This window comes from Candidatus Arsenophonus nilaparvatae (assembly GCF_045346035.1).
Taxonomy (GTDB): Bacteria; Pseudomonadota; Gammaproteobacteria; order Enterobacterales; family Enterobacteriaceae; genus Arsenophonus; species Arsenophonus nilaparvatae.
Genome location: NZ_CP158507.1, coordinates 2,648,676 through 2,668,262 on the forward strand (window position 1 = coordinate 2,648,676; position 19,587 = coordinate 2,668,262).

General features: G+C 37.4%; 8 protein-coding genes and 6 pseudogenes. 6 read left to right on the forward strand and 8 right to left on the reverse strand.

Going from position 1 to position 19,587, the window contains the following annotated elements:
* The first annotated feature begins 320 nt into the window (after nt 1-320).
* Nucleotides 321-929, forward strand: a complete 609-nt coding sequence (locus WH390_RS12340; protein ID WP_032116252.1) for a hypothetical protein — start codon at nt 321-323, stop codon at nt 927-929.
* Here WH390_RS12340 and WH390_RS12345 read toward each other — a convergent pair.
* The 4 genes and pseudogenes from WH390_RS12345 to WH390_RS12360 form a co-directional block, all read right to left on the reverse strand.
* On the reverse strand, nt 898-1,620 hold the full coding sequence (locus WH390_RS12345) for a LuxR family transcriptional regulator (protein WP_032116251.1): 723 nt from the start codon (nt 1,618-1,620) through the stop codon (nt 898-900). The two genes, WH390_RS12340 and WH390_RS12345, sit on opposite strands and share 32 nt — an antisense overlap.
* A gap of 779 nt (nt 1,621-2,399) precedes the next feature.
* Nucleotides 2,400-2,924: pseudogene (locus tag WH390_RS12350) on the reverse strand (Rpn family recombination-promoting nuclease/putative transposase).
* 6 nt (nt 2,925-2,930) lie between these two features.
* The gene (locus tag WH390_RS12355) at nt 2,931-7,328 is read right to left on the reverse strand and encodes a pentapeptide repeat-containing protein (RefSeq protein WP_052044942.1); all 4,398 of its coding nucleotides are present in this window, start codon (nt 7,326-7,328) and stop codon (nt 2,931-2,933) included.
* Nucleotides 7,306-7,920 carry a hypothetical protein gene (locus WH390_RS12360; RefSeq protein WP_032116250.1) on the reverse strand — a complete coding sequence of 205 codons (615 nt, stop codon included), beginning with the start codon at nt 7,918-7,920 and terminating at the stop codon, nt 7,306-7,308. Before WH390_RS12360 ends, WH390_RS12355 begins: the two co-directional genes overlap by 23 nt.
* A 127-nt stretch (nt 7,921-8,047) precedes the next feature.
* Between WH390_RS12360 and WH390_RS12365 the strand changes: the two are divergent.
* Nucleotides 8,048-8,666: pseudogene (locus WH390_RS12365) on the forward strand (IS6 family transposase); the annotation flags it as partial.
* Between the two features lie 50 nt (nt 8,667-8,716).
* On the opposite strand, the pseudogene WH390_RS12370 reads toward WH390_RS12365, so the two are convergent.
* Nucleotides 8,717-8,872, reverse strand: a pseudogene (locus WH390_RS12370) (recombinase family protein); the annotation flags it as partial.
* Nucleotides 8,873-9,786: 914 nt separating this feature from the next.
* Here WH390_RS12370 and WH390_RS12375 point away from each other — a divergent pair.
* A pseudogene (locus WH390_RS12375) lies at nt 9,787-12,071 on the forward strand (penicillin acylase family protein).
* A gap of 145 nt (nt 12,072-12,216) precedes the next feature.
* On the opposite strand, the pseudogene WH390_RS12380 reads toward WH390_RS12375, so the two are convergent.
* The 3 genes and pseudogenes from WH390_RS12380 to seqA all read right to left on the reverse strand — a co-directional run.
* Nucleotides 12,217-12,370, reverse strand: a pseudogene (locus WH390_RS12380) (RNA-guided endonuclease TnpB family protein); the annotation flags it as partial.
* A 131-nt stretch (nt 12,371-12,501) separates the two neighbouring features.
* Nucleotides 12,502-14,139: a phosphoglucomutase (alpha-D-glucose-1,6-bisphosphate-dependent) gene (pgm, locus tag WH390_RS12385; RefSeq protein WP_032116248.1), complete on the reverse strand. Its 1,638-nt coding sequence runs from the start codon at nt 14,137-14,139 to the stop codon at nt 12,502-12,504.
* Nucleotides 14,140-14,204: 65 nt separating this feature from the next.
* On the reverse strand, nt 14,205-14,744 hold the full coding sequence (seqA, locus tag WH390_RS12390) for a replication initiation negative regulator SeqA (RefSeq protein ID WP_032116247.1): 540 nt from the start codon (nt 14,742-14,744) through the stop codon (nt 14,205-14,207).
* Between the two features lie 361 nt (nt 14,745-15,105).
* Here seqA and WH390_RS12395 point away from each other — a divergent pair, with 361 nt between their 5' ends.
* The 3 genes and pseudogenes from WH390_RS12395 to WH390_RS12405 all read left to right on the forward strand — a co-directional run bounded on the left by WH390_RS12395 (nt 15,106) and on the right by WH390_RS12405 (nt 19,586).
* Nucleotides 15,106-15,897: an alpha/beta fold hydrolase gene (locus tag WH390_RS12395; protein WP_032116246.1), complete on the forward strand. Its 792-nt coding sequence runs from the start codon at nt 15,106-15,108 to the stop codon at nt 15,895-15,897.
* Between the two features lie 240 nt (nt 15,898-16,137).
* Nucleotides 16,138-18,228, forward strand: a pseudogene (locus WH390_RS12400) (peptidase domain-containing ABC transporter).
* A gap of 8 nt (nt 18,229-18,236) precedes the next feature.
* Nucleotides 18,237-19,586: an HlyD family type I secretion periplasmic adaptor subunit gene (locus WH390_RS12405; RefSeq protein ID WP_032116245.1), complete on the forward strand. Its 1,350-nt coding sequence runs from the start codon at nt 18,237-18,239 to the stop codon at nt 19,584-19,586.
* Nucleotide 19,587: the final 1 nt, after the last annotated feature.

Below are 19,587 nucleotides of genomic sequence, written 5' to 3' on the forward strand. Positions count from 1 at the left end.
TGTTTTAAATCCATTTATAAAAATAAATTTAAATGTTAATCAAAAAGAAAATAAAAAATCAAACATAAAATAAATTAATAGAAAAATTATTCCCCAACGCCAAAATAGTTTTTATTGATATATGCGCATTGATTTAAGTTAAATAGATTTAACTCAACTGAATTATCTTATCATCTATTATAATATATTAACATTTCTATTTTATTTAAAATAATTTTTCCTTTTTTACTTTCATTATTGTTCTTTTTTAATCTCATTATTATTTAAAAAATAATAAGATAAGATTGCTTTTTATTATATTTTAATGATGAGGAACAATAATGAAATGTAGACACGCAAAAAATACTGATTTAGAAAACGTCAATGATATTCTAGCGACGGCCTTTTCTGAAGAACCGGTACACAAGCTTATATTTCCAGGTCGTGACCGTGATAGTCTTATTGATGTATTACGGAATTTTTTTCGTATATACGTTAACCTTGCAAGCAAATATGGCGGCATACTTCTTACAGAAAATGATGCTGGCGCTTTGGTCTATTTCCGGCCTGAATCTATGCCAATGCCAAAAGAAGAACTCACTCAAATTGATAACCAGTTACGCAAAGTGTGTGGAGCAGACTATTCGAAAGCTGTAGCGTTTATAGACGGACTTGAGCAATATCATCCACATGCCTTTCGTCATTACTATATATCTCTTCTTGCGGTAAAACCTTCCTTCAGAGGTAAAAGCTTAGTTGATGATTTATTCAGCGAATTGAATACTATTCTCGATAAAGAAAACTTACCCTGTTACGCTGAATGCACAAGGTTTAGTACACGAACCTTGATTAGACGATGGGGGTATATTGATGCTGGTTCGCCGATCAGTATTGATGGTTTCCCTAAATTATATCCGATTATGCGTTATCCTCAGGTGGACGAGAAATAAGATTAAGTTTTACACTTAAGCTGATGGCATGTTTAGCATTAATAACTCCAAGCTTTTTTACAACATTTCCAATATGAAATTTTACAGTATAAGTACTTATATTAAGTATGGTGCCTATTTCTGAATAGGTTTTTCCAATACTGCACCAGTATAGTACTTCTGATTCACGGGGTGAAAATATAATCTTTTCGGTTGTATTTTCATTCTTATATAGTGAAATCAACATTTCATGGGTATGAATCAAAAGTCCTTGAAGCTCATCTTTATTACTATTAATAAAAAAATTAATATCCTTTATTAAAAATTTATCTATATAGAGAGATAGTATCGCTAAGTTATTTAGGTGATCATGCAAAACAAAAGCATGCCCGATAATATTAAGTGTTTTGATTGGTTCAAAGACTTTTTTAACTGGCCATATGGAATTAATTTTAATATTTTCATCCCAAGAAAAAGGCGAAACCTGATTTAATGCCTTAATAATGACCGGATCAATGTCTTGAGTTTTTTTATTAAGATAGTTATTAACAAGATCATCAGATAAATCACTAATAATCATCATGTCATCTGTGTTTTTTTTATTCATCACAGCGTAGACGTAGTTTACCTTGTTATATTTCGCTAATTGTTTATCCAGATGCTGCTTGATGTAATTATTTTTTTCTGTATTCGAAAAAAAATTTTTAGGCATTAAATTTGTTCCTATTGTAAGTGATGATGATATTTTCTTAAAATTCCTTAATGATTGATGAGATCTCTGACTTAGACTGATAGACACTGTTAGCTAAAAATCCCTGCTCAGTATCGCTTTTGGTAAAATGAATTTTTCCCCTTGACTAACGGTAAGGGGAAATTCCTTGCAAAGAAGTTTACCAAAAACCATTTCTACCACATCACTGTTAATGTAATTTATTGTCATACTAATCGGAATTGATTTACAAAAATAGCTTTTTCGATGAACAAGGGGTGTTTTGTCGCATGTAGGCTTAATTTCTCGCGCCCTATCTTTCGAATAAGCATTCAATTCAATTTTTGTTCAACCTGTGAATTTCTATTAATAAGATTTGTTTAACATTTTACGATAGCAATCTGATTAATATCAGTCGTCCAATATTAGATAAAAATATCACCATAATTCCTTTGTGATAGATCTTTAATCTTTAAATAGGTTTCTTAATTCAGGCTCTGTTAATCCAGTGAATTTCATAATAGATTTTCTGTCGATACCGCTTTCAAGCATCTGACAGGCAATATTCATCGAAGCTTATTTTTCACCTTCCCGTTTTCCTTTCTCAATACCCTCTTGAATGCCTTCAATTTTTCCTTTTTGAATTCCTTTCAGAATGCTTTTTTTCGCCTTCTCGACGTAGCTGTTCTGCAATAGTCATTACGATCTCCCGATAATCATCCGCTTTCGCTTTTTCTGCAATCTGATGCAAAAATTGTTTTGCATGAGAAGTATTCCCCCGCTCAACAATTATAATATATTAATCCCTTAAACAACTCCGGCCCCATTGCATACTGATTTAATAAATCAGCTATCTGCTGACTAAATTCTAGCATATCGCGGGTTCTGATATGTTTCTGTACCAGTTCCATAAGCGCCACTCGTCGATGGGTTAAAATTTCCTCATCCGGGATCACTGTGATATCAACCAACGGAAATGCCTGCATATAGACAGATTTTGCCAGTTCCGCATCAGCAAAACAATTCAGCCATCAAGTACTGTAAGGATAGAGTGAAATTTTACCTTGATAAAACAACAGCGGTATCACGACCGGCAACGTTTTATTACCTTGCTCAAGGTGCCGATGCATAGCCGCCACACTATATCTTAACAACCTAAAAGCCATCAATTTTTCCGGCTTATTCTGATGTTCAATGAGAGTATAAATATACCCCTTTCCTGTTGTAGTTTGCACAGAATAGAGCATATCAGAGCATTGACTACGCAGGTCTGATTCAATAAAACGGCACTGTTGCAATAGTGCCATTGATAATTATCGCCAGGTTGGTGGTTGGATTGTTTTTAAAACATCATTATAGTGTTTTATGGCATAACCAGTCATTATGTCAGATAAAACCGCTGTACAAGTGAAGGCTTTATTTGTCCCGAGTAGTCGATTTTTCCAATCATTGAATTTATCCTGACCAATCAGTGTTGGATCAATTGTGTGAGCTTTTTCCATTAGGGCATAAGCATAATATCTGAGCATCAGAGGAGAGTGCGTCTCAGTTCCAAAAATAGCACTGGATGAATAACGGGTGAAAACTGCAGATAACGAAAAAAGATGTTCAGCTTTTCTCCTATCTGTACTTGACGTTAAATCATATAATTTCATAATCCGGTTGTAATTTTCATCATTCAATATATAACCTTGTTTCAAATCAAGTACGCGAGAGAAAACTTCACTTAATTCCTGTTGATAAGTGTCATCCACTAGTTTTGTAGCATAGGCTTTAGATTTTGTGGCATCTATGAATAACGATTTAAGCTGGTCACCTAAATCTAAGGTCTCGATCAACTGATAAAATTTTGATTGATTCAAGCTATAAGAAAAGTGCGGCGCAAAAAGGGGAAAACTTTCGTTGTAACATTGCTTCAAACTGTATTCTGTTGGGCTTAAACATTTTCCATCTTGAAAAAGATAAACGTGATCCCACTTAGTATCCAGACCCGGATGCAGCATTTGTGATAAAATATTTTCAGAAGCAACTAGTACTCTGTTAGGTGTCGTTGATAATAATAGAAAATTTTGCGCATTGTTATCTGACCAGTCTGCATTGCCTTTGTAATCACCAAAAATTTCTTTAATATCTTCATGCTTTAGTTGTTGCTGAATTTCAGGCATACTGAGATACTTTTCATACAGACTGTGGCCTGCATCAATACCCTGAGTTCTGGCTGCCAATAAGACTTGAATAAAGTTACTATTAAATTCAGAAGAGACCATTAGATGTGGATGTTGGTCAAAATAATTAAGAAATAGGTTAGTTATTGTAGAACGATTTTCTAGCAAACTGAGTAAATTTGGTGAAAGATTTTTTAGATAATTGCTCGTTAGTGTATTAACAAAATGACTAATATACCCATTGGTCATAAATGACGTTTTGCCAAAAATGTCTAGTAATGGTAATGTGACATTAATAAGATTTGCATTAGATTTTTCTAACGAAGTAATTAACTGGCAGGCCAACTTTATTTTTAGTTCATTATATTTATTATCAATACTATTGATACTCGTTAATAAACTACTCTGATTGTTAAAGTGATTAAGTGTAATATCTAAGCTGTCATTATTCCATATTTTTGGAAGAGATAAAGTTAAAGTATTATTTAGGATGGCATCTGAAAAATTAGCAGCATTAATATTTAGCTCTTTTAAAATGGCATTACTGAAGTCAACTTTACTTAAGTTAGCGCCTATCAAGCCAGCTCCTGTCAGATTAGTATTGGTTAAATTAGCCCCGATCAAATCAGTGTGTGTCAGGCTAGCGTTTGTCAAATTAGCTCCTGTCAAATTAGCTCCTGTAAAATCAACTTCTGTCAGGTCAGCTCCCGTCAGATTAGCGGCTGTCAGGTTAGCTTTAGCTAAAGTAACTCCTTCCAAGTAAACCTCTGTTAGATTAGCTCCTGTCAGATTAGCTTCTGTCAAATCAGCGTGAGCTAAATTAGCGTTCATTAAGTTAGCATTGGTTAAATTAGCCTCAATTAATATGGTGTTTCCCAGCTTAGCCCGAGTTAGATTAGCGCCTGTCAGGTCAACTTCTATCAGATTAGCGCCGACTAAATCACTATCATCCATTTTTACACCGACCAAATTAGCCTGAGACAAATTAGCGTTATTTAGATTAGCTACGTTTAGATTAGCCCCTTTTAGATTAGCTTCTACCAAGCTAACATCTGCCAGATGAGCTTGAGCTAGATTAACGTTTATTAATTTAGCTTTCGTTAAGTCAGCTCCCGTCATTTTAGCACCTGTCAGGCTAGCTTTCGTCAAGTCAGCTTCCATCATTTTAGCACCTGTCAGGATAGCTTTCGTCAAGTCAGCTTCCATCATTTTAACACCCTTCAGCTTAGCGTTGGCTAGATTACTACCATCCATTTTTGCACTAATCAGATTAGCTTGCAGCAAGTTAGCGCCTTTTAGATTAACCTTTTGTAGCGTCGCTTTTTCTAGATTAGCGCCGGATAAGTTCGCTAATGAGAGGTTAGTTTTACCATTAAAAAGAAATGAAAGATTCATATCGTTTAAATTTGCTCCCGATAAATCAATAACAGAATTATCATTTCGATTAGCTAATGATTTTTTTAATGCATCGAGTTTTTCCTCTGTCGATCCAGTTAAAAAAACATCAGATGACCCACCCCAAAATTTATCCACCATTTTAGAACCCATTCCACCCAGACCTTGCGTTTTCAGATGATAAAGTCGTTCTCGTATTAAAATAGGCGCTAATGTTAGATTACCCTCATCGTCTTTAAGATATCTTCGACCATACAGGGCTCCGGTTTCTGAATTAATCTGAACAAAGATATCTTTACCCTGTTTTTTACCAATATTAACGACAAAAACTTTCTTTTTTAACTCAGTGCGGTAAGCGGTCTCAATTTTAAATGATTTAGCCGGTGTTACCGGAAAATTTTTTACCTGCTTTTCCAGAGTTTCTGCTAGCTTTGTTAAGCCATTAATTTTTGGTTTTAATTTTAACGCCGTATTTTTTAAACTATTGATACCTTTTATGCCGCCAGATGTGAGTAATTCAAACCCTGGATCTGCACTGCGAAAAAAATCTATACCTAATCCAATGTAGGCTTCTGGTGGTACACTTTTTGTTATATGGGGGATACCAACGCTGATAAACTGCTTACCTCCTTGTTTTAAGAACTGCGCAATTGTTGCCTGTTTTGCTGCGATTTTGAGTCCTTGAGTCGTCGCTTCCCCCATTGCAATACTAAATCGCCCACCAATTTGCAGTCCTTTACCCAAAAATGGTAAAAAACTTAAAATATCAAATATACCGGCGGCAATAGATTCCCTAACATTACCTTTTTGCGCTTCATTAATGCAGGTGTAAAAAGGAATAAGACTTAAGAAAAAATCGTCTACTTTTTGCCGAGTGGTTTTCTGATAACCATCATCATGGAATTTTATAAACAGCTTATTACTATGTATTTCCGCCAATTTTTCCAACGCCATTTTTGGCTGCTCATCTGTTTTTTTTAGCAAAATAGGAGAGTGGATCTTCAAAGCGAAATTTTTGTTATAGCGAGTATTTTTATGATCTTTTATTAAGTCAAAGATTAAATCTCTGTTGCGGTCAACGCGCGATAATTTATAGTTCCCCATTTTTTGATCTTTTTCTAAGGCATAAATCCGTTCTTCTCCATTAAAGGAACACATAAGCATATCAGTGGCATCAGGAATATGAATAATAAGTCCATTGTTAGCAACTAATCCAGCTACACCGGGTGGTAGAAAATGAATGTTACTATCCCTGGCATTGTATTCAACTTTTACCTGGTTTATTTCTGCTCGTTGCAAAAATATTTGTTCTTCTTCGCTGAGTGCATTAAATGCTTGAGGTAAAAGAACGTGTTCTGTTTGCTTAAAAACATCCACAATGTGCTGGTTTTGTTGTTCAAAAATTGTATCGATATTAGGTAATGTGCTTATCTTGCCCTGCTGATTTGGATAGTCCACCTCTCTATTTTTATACAAATAATTATTTAACCAATCCTCATCCACACCATGATCTTTTAATTGTTGACTAGCAAGTTCGGGACGACTTTGCCGGTTCTGTAATAAATAGCTAAGTTGGATAAACGGATTATTCTGGCTCGATTGATGTAAGTAATTAAAATAGTGTGGATAAATAGATGGTATAGTTTGTTCATTAATTTCTGCGCTATCTCTTTTATTTTCAGTTTTTAATTGATGATGGATGAGGGCCGGTAATTTGAAATAATGAGAATATTCAGCGGGTACTTTTTCCTCAATGATAAGTGTTTCTATTAGAATTCCTATATTAATAATCTCATCTAAACTTATGTCATTAAGTGCAGCTCCACTTTCTTTGAGTAGCATCGCACCCGCATGCAAGTAACCCCACTCTGGTTGATTTATCATCATATTTTTCAATCTTATCTGATCAGCAATATCCTTCGGTTGCAGACAGAAGGTCGGCATAATTCTACTCAATACATTTTCTTGGTAATAAGTGCGAGTTTGTGGAGATAATATGGCAAGTTCGCCTGTACGATTAAATTGTTCAAAAAAACAGTGTGTTAAATATTGATGATGAAATCCCAAATTATTTTTTGTTATATCAGCACCGGGTGTTGTCGCAATATTGAGTTGCGCTAAAAACCATTTATCGGAAGATAAACCTAACACTGCATATATCGGAAGATAAACCTAACACTGCATATTGCAGCCAATCGGCAATAATAGCCTGCTGGCGAGCAGGTGGAATTTTTTCCCCTTCATTGGCACCATATTCACCTAAGGGTTTTAATAGTAACTTTGCGAGAGTTTCTATCTTATCTTCCTCATTTTTATTATGGGAAAGATAATCGGTGATATGATTGACTAAACGATAAGATAGAGTCTCATCATCTTGCTGATTTATTGTATGACCCTCTTGAGTTAACATGGAACATAAGAGTCGATTTTGTTCTTTACGTGCAATTGAATAAAAAAATGGGGCTTCTGAAGCGGGTAAAGTAATATTTATTGGATGGTTTGAAGTTTGTAGAAGAGCCACTAAATTATTAACAAGCGGCTTACTAGTTGCTTCAGTGCTATTCCCTACTGAAGTAGCTAATTCTTCATGCTGTAATTCATTTAATTGTAACTGATTGTTTGAAACTACTATATCGCTTGATCGCTGCTCTTCCATTAACCTATTTTCAACTTCATGGTTAGTACGATGTAATACAGACGACATCCAGTTTAATGATAAAAAACGAGAATTTACATTTGGCATAACGAACTCCAGACTTAACCTAAAATTAACAACTTAATTACATTAAAATAACTTAATTTGCTAATGAAAAAAGTTTTATTTTGGAGGAATTACAATCCGACCCGAGCTTTGCAACAGTGCCGTTAATCGCGAATTGCAGGAGATGTTGGCTGAACGTGGCGTGCATGTTGCTCATACCACCGTCTATCGCTGGGTCCAGCCGTTATGCGCCTGAAATGGAAAAACGGCTGAGGTGGTACTGGCGTAATCCTTCCGCTCTCTGCCCGTGGTACATTGATGAAACGTATGTAAAGGTGATGTCCGGTGGGCTTACCTGTATCGTGCTGTAGACAACAGAGGGCATACCCTGGATTTTTACCTTTCACCACGGCGTAACAGCAAAGCGGCATACCTGTTTCAGGGTAAAATTTTAAACAACATAAAACAGTGGCAGCTGCCACGCGTTATCAATACGGATAAGTCTCCGACATACACTCGTGCGCTCGTTCAGCTTAAACGTGAAGGTCAATATCCGTCTGAAGTTGAGCATCGACAGATTAAGTACCGAAATAACATTTTCGAATGCGAGCATGGCAAATTGAAACGGATAATCAGCGCCACACTGTGGTTTAAATCGATGAAGACCGCTTATGCCACGATAAAAAGGGATTGAAGTAATGCTGGCGCTGCGTAAAGGTCAGGCTAAGTCGTTTTACTTCAGCTATCCCTTAGGTGAGATGTGCCCGGTGAACAGGATTTTTGAAATGTTAAGACTTTCACCAACAAATAAGGCTACCACGTCACGATATTTGCAACAGCGCCATAGATTGAGTCCGTCCCGATTAGTATGACTACCTGAGACTTTATCAGTAAAAATTCGATTTGCTCGTACACCGGCTTCTTTAAGCGCTTTAATTTGAATATCGAGCGATTGTTGACTGGTTGACACTCTGGCATACCCAAAAAGCCGCATTCAATGTCTCCTTAATCTATTTAAAGACGATAAATATCTTTTATTATTATAAAACGATTTAATAAACATTTAAGAATAAATATTTTTACCTGTCTAAAAATTTATAATACTTTAAACAAATAAATAATCTAAAAAAATAATATGGAAAACTTGAATTGTTTTTTGATTTTGCATTACGTTTTTATCGTTTTCTTGTATAACAGCTTCAAATTCTAATCAGATACGGAGCATTGACTATTAAAAGAGTTTATATATAAAGACCTTTAGAGAAATTACTATAATTAATGGTAGCCTTATTAGCATAAACAAACCTTGATTCTTTATCTTTTATAATCCCAAAATCATTACTATGTTTCATATATGAAAGCATCAGAATGTTTAAGCGAATATCAATATCTTTATTAATCGAGAGTTTCATTCTTTTCCCTCCAGGATATATACCTCCTCTATCACAAAAAATTTTGTTTCATTTAATTTAGTTCGAACAATCTTCACGTAAATAAAACAAAATCAGGTTATTCATTTGTCAAAAGTAAAAGATAGCTAAACTCAATATCAGATATTTTACTACTGATGACTGTGTTAGTTTCTTCTCTTTTTTGCCATGATATCAAACTTATTCGATACATTTTCGCACATATGGTTAATGCCCTGTAATTTAGTAAAAATTCAAAATGTAATTTTTGATAAGCAATATAGAGGCAGATAAACAAACTGAAAATATATACCGGAAAGATAAATTACCTTAATCAACAACAGGAAAATACTGAAAGGACAAGGTGTTATTTAGGGGGTACGAATAAGGACTTGGTCCGGGAATGTATTTTGAACACATGATTAAAGAACTCATCAGTACCGAAATTCTGAGTGGTCTTATCTCAGGAGCTGAATTCCTTTCTGATAATAAATCAGGTATGCCCGCCTGGCTACAGGCACTATGTAAGCCTAGTTTACCCAATCTGGATGGTATACTGAAACAACCACTGCTAAACGGTAAGGTCACTATCACCCGAGATGCAGAGCTCGGTATACCAGGTATTACCGGTAAAACCAGGGAAGATGTCAGCTACGCTCTAGGTTTTATTCACGCACAGGATCGATTTCCACAAATGGATTTAATGCGTCGTCTGGCCGCAGGTGAACTGGCTGAATTGTTAGGGGTTCTTGCGCTAAAAACGGACCAGCAAAACCGGCTATGGCAATTTCACACAAAAGCACGCGACACTCTGACCACACTCCCTGTCTCAGAAAAGAAAATTCTCACTCAATACAGTCGGGGAGTTAACGCCGGGCGAGCTTCATTAGCGGGCCACCATTTTGAATATCTTGCATTACTGACAACTCCCGCTGACTGGAGGGATGAAGATACCTTACTCGTTTTGTATGCGTTGTCATCCGCGCTTCAGCAAAATCAGGCTCCGCGTCTTTATGCGCGTGGCTGGTTTGCCAGACACACCCAGACAGAACAACTGGCGTTTCTTATGCCAGATACGAGCGAATGGGATACCCCATTAACCGGTACTCCACCTGCACCACCTGTCGCGCCGGACGCCACACCACCTGCATGGTGGAGACAAAGCAGTGACCGCGCTCCCTTATTACCTTCGGAGCATACATATGTCGGGAGTAATGGCTGGGTTGTCGATAGTCAGCATAGCGAAAACGGACAAGCTATGCTGGCCAATGATATGCATCTTGAGCTTATGCTGCCTAATTACTGGTACCGGGCAAAAATAACATATTGTACCGACAAAGGTGAAAATATCACCCTTGCTGGACTAACTCTTCCGGGATTACCGGCGACTGTTGTGGGAAGTAATGGCAGTATTGCCTGGGGGCTCACAAATGCTTATGCCAGTACTTTTGATTTTATACGAACCAAGGAACCAATAACGCACTGGCCAGTTCATCAAGAAATGATAAAAGTAAGAAAATTGTTGGGAGGATATGACACTGTTGAACTAAATATCCCTGTCAGTCCCTGGGGGCCTGTGGTGTCGACCCAGGAAGGAAATTTGGCCATGCGTTGGGTTCTCCAGTTACCACAAGCCATTTCACTGAATTTCTTATCTTTAAACGAGGCTAACAATGTTCATGAGGCGATCGATATTGCCAAGGCATTAGGCATGCCAGCTGTTAACATGATGCTGGCAGATAAAGAAGGACACATAGGCTGGACTCTGGCAGGAGGATTACCACAGCGATTGGATCCGTATGAAAATTATACTTATCCACTGGATGAAAATTCTGCATGGGGAGCATCTCTACTCGCCGCTGAAAAACACCCGGATATTATTGATCCGCCTGATGGTATTCTCTGGTCAGCCAATAACAGACAGTGTTTCAATAATAAATACCTTTATATTGGCGATGGTGGAGCAGATATTGGGGTTCGCTCCTGGGAAATAAAACGCTGCCTTAAACAGGCTGACAAAATCTCTGCCGATGTTATGAGAGCGATTCAACTAGATAATAGAGCGCCTCTTATACAAAAATGGAAAAAGGTACTATTACCGTTACTAAATGAACAAATAATAGGTCATGAACTTCGTAAGGAGGCTGCGGGTTTTATTACTGAATGGCAGGATTCTGCTTGCATTGATTCTGTCGGATACCTGCTATTATCAGCATGGCGTGACATGATTTATAGTGGCATATTCAGTAAGGTTGATAAAATACTAACCGCGCAATGGCCTCAAGCCAGCTATATGAAAGCCAATACCCGTTGGGATGAAACGGTGATAACCTTAATCAAGGCTAAAAAATGGATCCCTTCTCCATACAATTGTTGGGCTGATTTTCTTGTTAATCAACTGGATACCGTACTGACTTCACTGACCAGTGGAGAAAAAAACTCACTGAGGCAACCTGGGGACAGAACAACAAGGCTGATATTGTTCATCCGTTTGTACATGTGTTCAGTTTTTTACGCCCCTGGTTTGCGGTACCATCGGATCCATTATCAGGTGATCATAATGTGCCCCATGTTAATCGTCCTGGCTTTGGTGCATCCAGTCGGCTGGTTGTTGCTCCGGCAAAAGAGGATCAAGGTACGCTAACAATGCCTGGCGGGCAAAGTGGTAATCCGATAAGTCCATGGTTCCTTGCCGGACATGATCACTGGGTAAAAGGGGAGCCACTTCCTTTGCAACCAGGAAAAACGGCCCACACGCTCGTTTTGGAACCTGGGAAGAGCTAATATATTTGAGGAATCAATACTGAATATTCTATTGCAAACAATCCTGCGTCTAGTGGGTGTTAAAACAGAATGTTACTTCATTTAACTAAGAAACAATATTGATTAAAATCCTCGCCGCCCTGAAGGGCGAGGATCCCTACTAGGTTCAGACTGAAGTCTGGATCATTTCAGTGGGTTCCTGCTTCAACGGGCGGTCTAATTGCACCATCCCTCTACAGGTAAGCACGGCTTGTCCTGTCGCTAAAATATACGGCACTGTTGATATCTGCGCTCGCCTTATATCCGCATACCTGGCACTTATGTCCGGGTACTCCAATATTGATCATTTGGTAATACATTGAACAGCAGCAAACACCTGGCTAGTCTGAAAAGCACGCTTTATATACCCCCGGAAGGATGGGATTTTACGGTGCAATGGATAATAAACTGCTCAATCTGCAATAACTTGATTAACAATCTGGATAGCTTCCTGTTCAATCAAATTAAGATGCTCCTTACCACGAAAACTTTCACAGTAAATTTTATAAGCTTCTTCAGTACCTGATGGTCGTGCCGTGAACCAACCATAATCTGTTATTACTTTTAAACCACAAATCGCTGCGCCATTGCCTGGCGCTTTGGTTAAGCGGGCAATAATCGGATCACCAGCCAGCATATCTGCAGATACCATTTCAGCGGACAATTTAGCTAAACGTTGTTTTTGTTGATGGCTAGCTTTAGCCTGGATACGACTATAGCAAGGTTCACCAAAAAGGTGAGCAAGTTCTTGATAGCGCTGCTGCGGGTTTTTCCCTGTCACCGCCGTCATTTCAGCGGCTAACAAACAGAGAATGATACCATCTTTGTCGGTCGTCCATGGCGTTCCATCAAATCGTAAGAAAGCAGCACCAGCGCTCTCTTCACCAGCAAAACCATACTTACCCTGATATAAACCATCAACAAACCATTTGAAACCAACCGGTACTTCAACTAATTTACGTCCTAAATCTGCAACCACACGATCGATCATGGCACTGGAGACTAATGTTTTGCCCACCGCAACCTCTTTTTTCCATTGAGGCCGATGGCGAAAGAGATAATCGATAGCAACCGCGAGATAATGATTTGGATCCATCAATCCCGCTGGCGTTATAATTCCATGACGATCATAATCCGGATCATTAGCAAAAGCTAAATCAAATTTATTACGCAAATCCAATAAGCCTTTCATCGCCCAGCGCGAAGAACAATCCATCCGGATCACACCATCATGATCTAAAGGCATAAAGCTAAATGTTGGATCTATTTGTTCATTAACTAACTCTAAATCGAGTTGATAATATTCAGCAATGCGTTTCCAATAATTTATTCCGGCGCCCCCTAACGGATCAACACCTATTTTTAATCCAGCTTTTTTGATCGCAGCCATATCAATAACATCACTCAAAGCAACCACATAAGGCTCAACAAGATCTTGTTGTTGATAGTGAGGATCTTTAATAGCGGCCTGATAATTGATACGTTGAATAGCTGATAATTGATCGGCAATAAATTGATTTGCTCGGCGTTCAATTTCAACCGTTAGTGCTTCATCAGCCGGGCCGCCATGGGGTGGATTATATTTGATGCCACCATCTTCTGGAGGATTATGTGAAGGCGTGATCACAATACCATCGGCTTTTGCTTGATGCTGACGATTATAATCCAATATAGCGTGAGAAATAGCCGGAGTTGGTGTAAAACCATCGTCTTGTTGCGCGATGACTTCAACGCCATTCGCGATCAACACTTCAACAACAGTCATAAAAGCAGGCGCGGATAAAACATGAGTATCTTTTCCCACTAAACAAGGGCCAGTAATTCCATTTAATCGACGGACTTCAATGATAGCTTGGGTAATCGCTAAAATATGTTGCTCATTAAAACTATGACGACAAGCACTACCACGATGACCTGATGTACCAAACTTAACGCTATGAGCAGGATTTTTTACTTGCGGTTGTAGTGAATAATATTGTGCGACCAACTGTTCAACATTTATTAAATCACTTTGTTGGGCAGATTGCCCAGCACGTTTATGTAATGCCACTTATTTCTCTCCGCAGCAACAGCGGTACACATAGCAATAATAACTAAGTGACCAATAATATTTGTTTAAATCGTACCACATACCTTATCAACCAATTCAACAGGAAACTTCATATCTTGCATAATTTGTTCAATCATATTGCGTTTACGATTGGTGTTGGTATTGGTAATTACCCAAAAAGACGTATCGGGTATTAGGCGAGGTTTTGTCTGCTTACCACTGGCCAATAAGGTCTGTTTATCGTTAGCAAAATAAATGCGCGTCCTCCCATGGGTTGATTCTGTTGCTGCCACAAAAGCTTGTTTATTTAAATTGTATAGAGTGGATAAAATAAGCATAAAGCGATCAATCGCTTTGCTTTTAGTTGCATAATTGTTGGAAAGCAATAAATCATGTATCACTCTTGCTGCATCATGGGAAAAAACTGCTTTATCTTTTTTCACTCCTGTCGTTATATTACTTACGGTGACCGAGAGTGGAATATGCGACTGACTAACGTCAAACCCTAATAGACGTCGTAATATAACCGATGCATTTTCACCTATATGCTGGGTATGACTAGCGATATAGCGGTAAAGTTCTTCGTCAACTTCAATCGTTTTCATGTTATTTCAATCTGTTTTAATTAAAATTACCTGCCAATTATAAGATATAAACTTAAAAAACAAAACAATGAATATTTCAATTACTTAAGCTTAGTCTTTTAATAAAAAAGTTTTTTGTCTTGATTCTCAATGAGTATAGAAACAGCTTAATAACTTTACCTTACGATGAATAAAGATATCTTTATTGAAATCGGATATTAGTCACATTATTTATATAAATAGTAAAATATTATCGTGGTACTCACCCTTTCACTCACCAACATTAACTTAAATTTTGCTACCTATCGAGTTGATAATTGTTGGTTTCTCATTATATCCATGTCATTATAATAATTATTAATTAACAAAAGCTAATATGACTATGTTGCTAAATAACTGGCTAAATTATCGCATCCATCAACCGGAAAATCCTATCTCTTCTGCTGCGATTGTACTCATCCATGGCCTGTTTGGCGATCGACAAAATTTAGGCCTATTGGCACGCAATTTACAAGATTATTTCACCGTTATTCAACTCGATATTCGCAATCATGGCAACTCGCCATGGGCGGAAACGATGCTGTATTCTGAAATGGCAACAGACGTTTTAACGCTACTAACGCATTTAAAGCAAACAAGTGTTATCGCTATCGGACACTCAATGGGTGGAAAAATAGCAATGGCGATGACCGCAATCGCGCCACAACTAATAGAAAAAATTGTGGTTCTTGATATTGCGCCAGTCACTTATCAAATTAATCGCCATGAGAATATATTTTCCGCTTTAGAAGCAGTAATACAAGCAGACGTAACTTCACGGCCAGACGCGGCTATTATTATGCGTAATATGATCAGTGAAGAAAGTGAAATTCAATTTTTATTAAAATCATTTGATAAAGGTAAATGGAAATTTAATTTGCCTGTCTTAAAAAAAGAATATCGTCAATTGATGAGTTGGAAAACGATTCCAGCCTGGCCGCATCCCGCTCTTTTTATTCGTGGTGGCCTTTCCGATTATATTAGCGAAGCTTATCGCAAAGATATTATTGCTCAATTTCCACAAGCTCATGGACAGATTATTATGGGATGTGGTCACTGGGTGCATGCTGAAAATCCAGCAGCTGTCATCCGAGCTATTCATCGTTTTCTCGCTATTCCAGCTGATAAACAATAAATCATCTACAATATATTATTCCTTTAATTCTTTTCATATTCATAAACTAATTTGCAACAAATAATAATTTTAATTCAGCCTAAAAATATAACTAGTCTTAAAAATAATAAAACTCTGTTTTTATTCTTTTCATAAAAAAATAAGCCGATAGAATAAACTTTCCAACTAATAATAATAAAGCCTTTTATTAATATTAAATATATTTAAATTGCTTTATATTTTAATTTGTGATTATTTAATATGGATGAATATAACCAAAAAACCCTTGAATTAATTTCTATTATCATAAGATTGAATAATAAAATAAATTTAAATGAATATAATAAAGAAATAACTCAGAATGACAATTATGTTGATTGTATAAAAAAAATCCAACAAAAATATCAAATTACCGTAAAGAAAAAACGCTGCCAAAAAAAAGAGCTATCGCGTCTGACTCTACCCGCTATTATTTATGATAACACTAATATCCCTTATATTTTAGCGAGCTATAATGATGAGCAAGTTTTAATACAAGCTGCTGGTAATAAACCACCAGAAATTTGGCAGAAACAAGCTTTTCTTCAACAGTGGAATGGAAATTAGCTCAAAATAAATCAAAAACAATCCCGCTTTGATATTCGTTGGTTTATACCTGAATTCTTAAAGCATAAACAGACATTCATTGAAATCTTGTTTTTCTCATTTGTATTACAAATACTGGCTCTATTATCACCGATTGTTATTCAAGTTATTATGGATAAGGTACTTATCCATCAAGCCTTTAGCACTTTAGATGTGCTTATTTTTGCCTTAATAATCGCCGCGTTTATTGAAGTTATATTAAAAGGTTTCAGAGAATATATCTATGTCCATACCGCCAACCGTATTGATATCCGGCTCGGATTAAAACTGATTAGGCATCTATTACACTTACCACTCTCCTTTTTCAAGACCCGTCAAGTAGGCGCAATTGTTAATCGGGTTAGAGAATTAGAAACAATCCGTGAATTTTTAACCGGCAGTATGTTTACTTTGATGGTCGACGTGCTTTTTTTATTCATCTTTATCTATGTAATGTCGATTCTATCAACGACACTAACACTCATTTTTTTGCTGTCGATCCCCTGTTATTTACTGTTAGCCTGGCGAATAACGCCAAAGATAGAAAAAGCGGCCGAAACACAATTTATGCATGCGGCAATCAATACCTCTTTTTTAACTGAAAGCGTCGCTGGCAGTGAAACCATTAAAAGTTTGGCAGTTGAGCCACGTTTTATCCGCCGTTGGGATGCGCAAACCGCCGACATGGTTGCGAGTAACTTTCAGGCACAGCAAATAAATTCACAAGGCAGTCATATTGTCATGCTTATTGAAAAATTGACTATGGCGATAATTTTATGGATTGGGGCTGCCGAAGTACTGGCATTAAATATGACGATAGGCCAATTAATCGCCTTTCAAATGATGGTCTCTCACAGTAGTCAACCATTGGGGAAATTGGTGCAATTATGGGGGGATTATATCCGTACTCGGGTTGCCATTGATAAACTAGCACAAATCATTAATTTACCAGCCGAACAACATAGTGATGGTTTGCACCCGCAATTAACCGGCAAAATCCAGTTTCAAAATGTGGATTTTCGCTATCAACCAGATCTTCCCCTTATTATTAATCAATATAATTTATCCATTAAAGCCGGAGAGATGATAGGCATTGTTGGTGCTTCAGGTTCCGGTAAAAGTACCTTAGCGCGTCTGTTATTACGCCTTTATACACCAGAAAAAGGCGGTATATTACTTGATGATATTCCTCTTTACCAAATCAACATAGCTAGCTTACGGCAACAAATTGGTATCGTATTACAGGAAAATTTTCTGTTTAACCAATCGGTATTTAACAATATTGCTCAATCAAAACCTGATGCGACTTTAGATGAAGTGATTACCGCCGCTAAATTAGCCGGTGCCCATGATTTCATCTTAAAAATGCCTTCAGGTTACGATTCGCTAATTGCTGAAGGTGGCCAATCATTATCAGGCGGTCAGCGCCAGCGTATTGCCATTGCTCGCACACTACTTAGCAATCCTCGTATTCTGATCTTTGATGAAGCCACCAGCGCTTTGGATGATCAAACACAAGCCATGATCCAACAAAATATGCAAAAAATTGCCCAAGGGCGTACCGTAATTACTATTGCACACCGCTTATCAACGCTTAGTCATCACCATCATATTATTGTCATGGATCGAGGCAAAATTATTGAGCAAGGAAGCCATACACAATTATTGCAACTTAAAAAACATTACCACTATCTGTGGTCATTACAACAATCGTTAAAGCAGCAGTAGGAAACTTCATGACAAATCGTATTACACGGAAGTTAAAGCAGTTTTTCCCGCCATATAATTATGACTTCTTGCCCCCACACCTGGCGTTGATGAATAGCCCGCCATCACCTTTTGCACGTTTAACCGCACTGACCTTAAGTATCGGTGTTGTTATTACTATTGGTTGGGCCTACTGGGGACAATTAGATGTTCAAGCCACCTCAACTGGACGACTTATTGTGTCGGGGCACTCACAAGTTATTCAAGCTTATGAGCAGAGCCGATTAACTGAATTACATGTGAAAAACGGCCAACATGTGAAAAAAGGGGAACCGCTGCTCACTCTTGACGCACTGGGTGTTAGTCAGGATATCATCGGTATTTCATATCAAATCGAGTATCATACAATTGAGAAATTACTTTACCAATCGCTACTGGAAAACAAAATTCCTCACCAACAACTCACCTTTCACCAATTAACAAAACGACAACAAGAAAAAATCAGCCAAAACTATCACCATGAAAAAGCCCAATTTGATGCGCAAATCGCTAGTTTAACCTCTGAAATTGAAGTTAATCATTCATCACAAACAGCAAAAAATAATGATCTTAATGTGCTTTTTTTATTAAAAAAGAATATCGAACAGCGTTTAGAGGCCCGTCAAACCTTAAGTCAAAAACAGATGATCAGTAAATCAGAATATTTAGAGCAGGAAAAAGAATTATTAGAAACTAAGCGCTTAATTGCCCAACAAACATCTGAGTTGAATATCTTAGTTTCACAAGAAAAAAACCTAAAAGAGCGACTCAATGCATTTCAATCGCAAAAACACCATGAATGGAACGATAAAAAAAAGCAGTCAGAGATCCAGCTGTCAATGCTAGAACAAAAATACGCAAAATTTGATGAACGAGAGCAGTTAGAAATTGTACGCTCACCGGTTATTGGCACCGTTCAACAGTTAACCATTTATACTTTAGGCGCAGTATTACAACCAGCACAAAACTTGATGGTCATTGTACCAGATAACGATGTGCAAATTGCTGAAGTTAAGATCTTAAATAAAGACATTGGTTTTATTCGCCCTGGGCAAAACGTCACCGTTAAAGTTGATGCCTTCCCTTATACCCGTTATGGTACTATCGAGGGTGAAGTATTATCAATCTCCCGTGATTCAGCCCAAGATGAGCAATTAGGACTTATCTTTCCCGCGCAAATCAGTCTGAAACAAAATAATCTGATGGTTGATGGTCATTCAATTGATATCACACCAGGCATGTCCATTGTGGCAGAAATCAAAACCGATAAACGGCGTGTGATTGATTATCTCTTAAGCCCAATTCGTGAATATCTGTCCGAATCAATGCGGGAGAAATAAG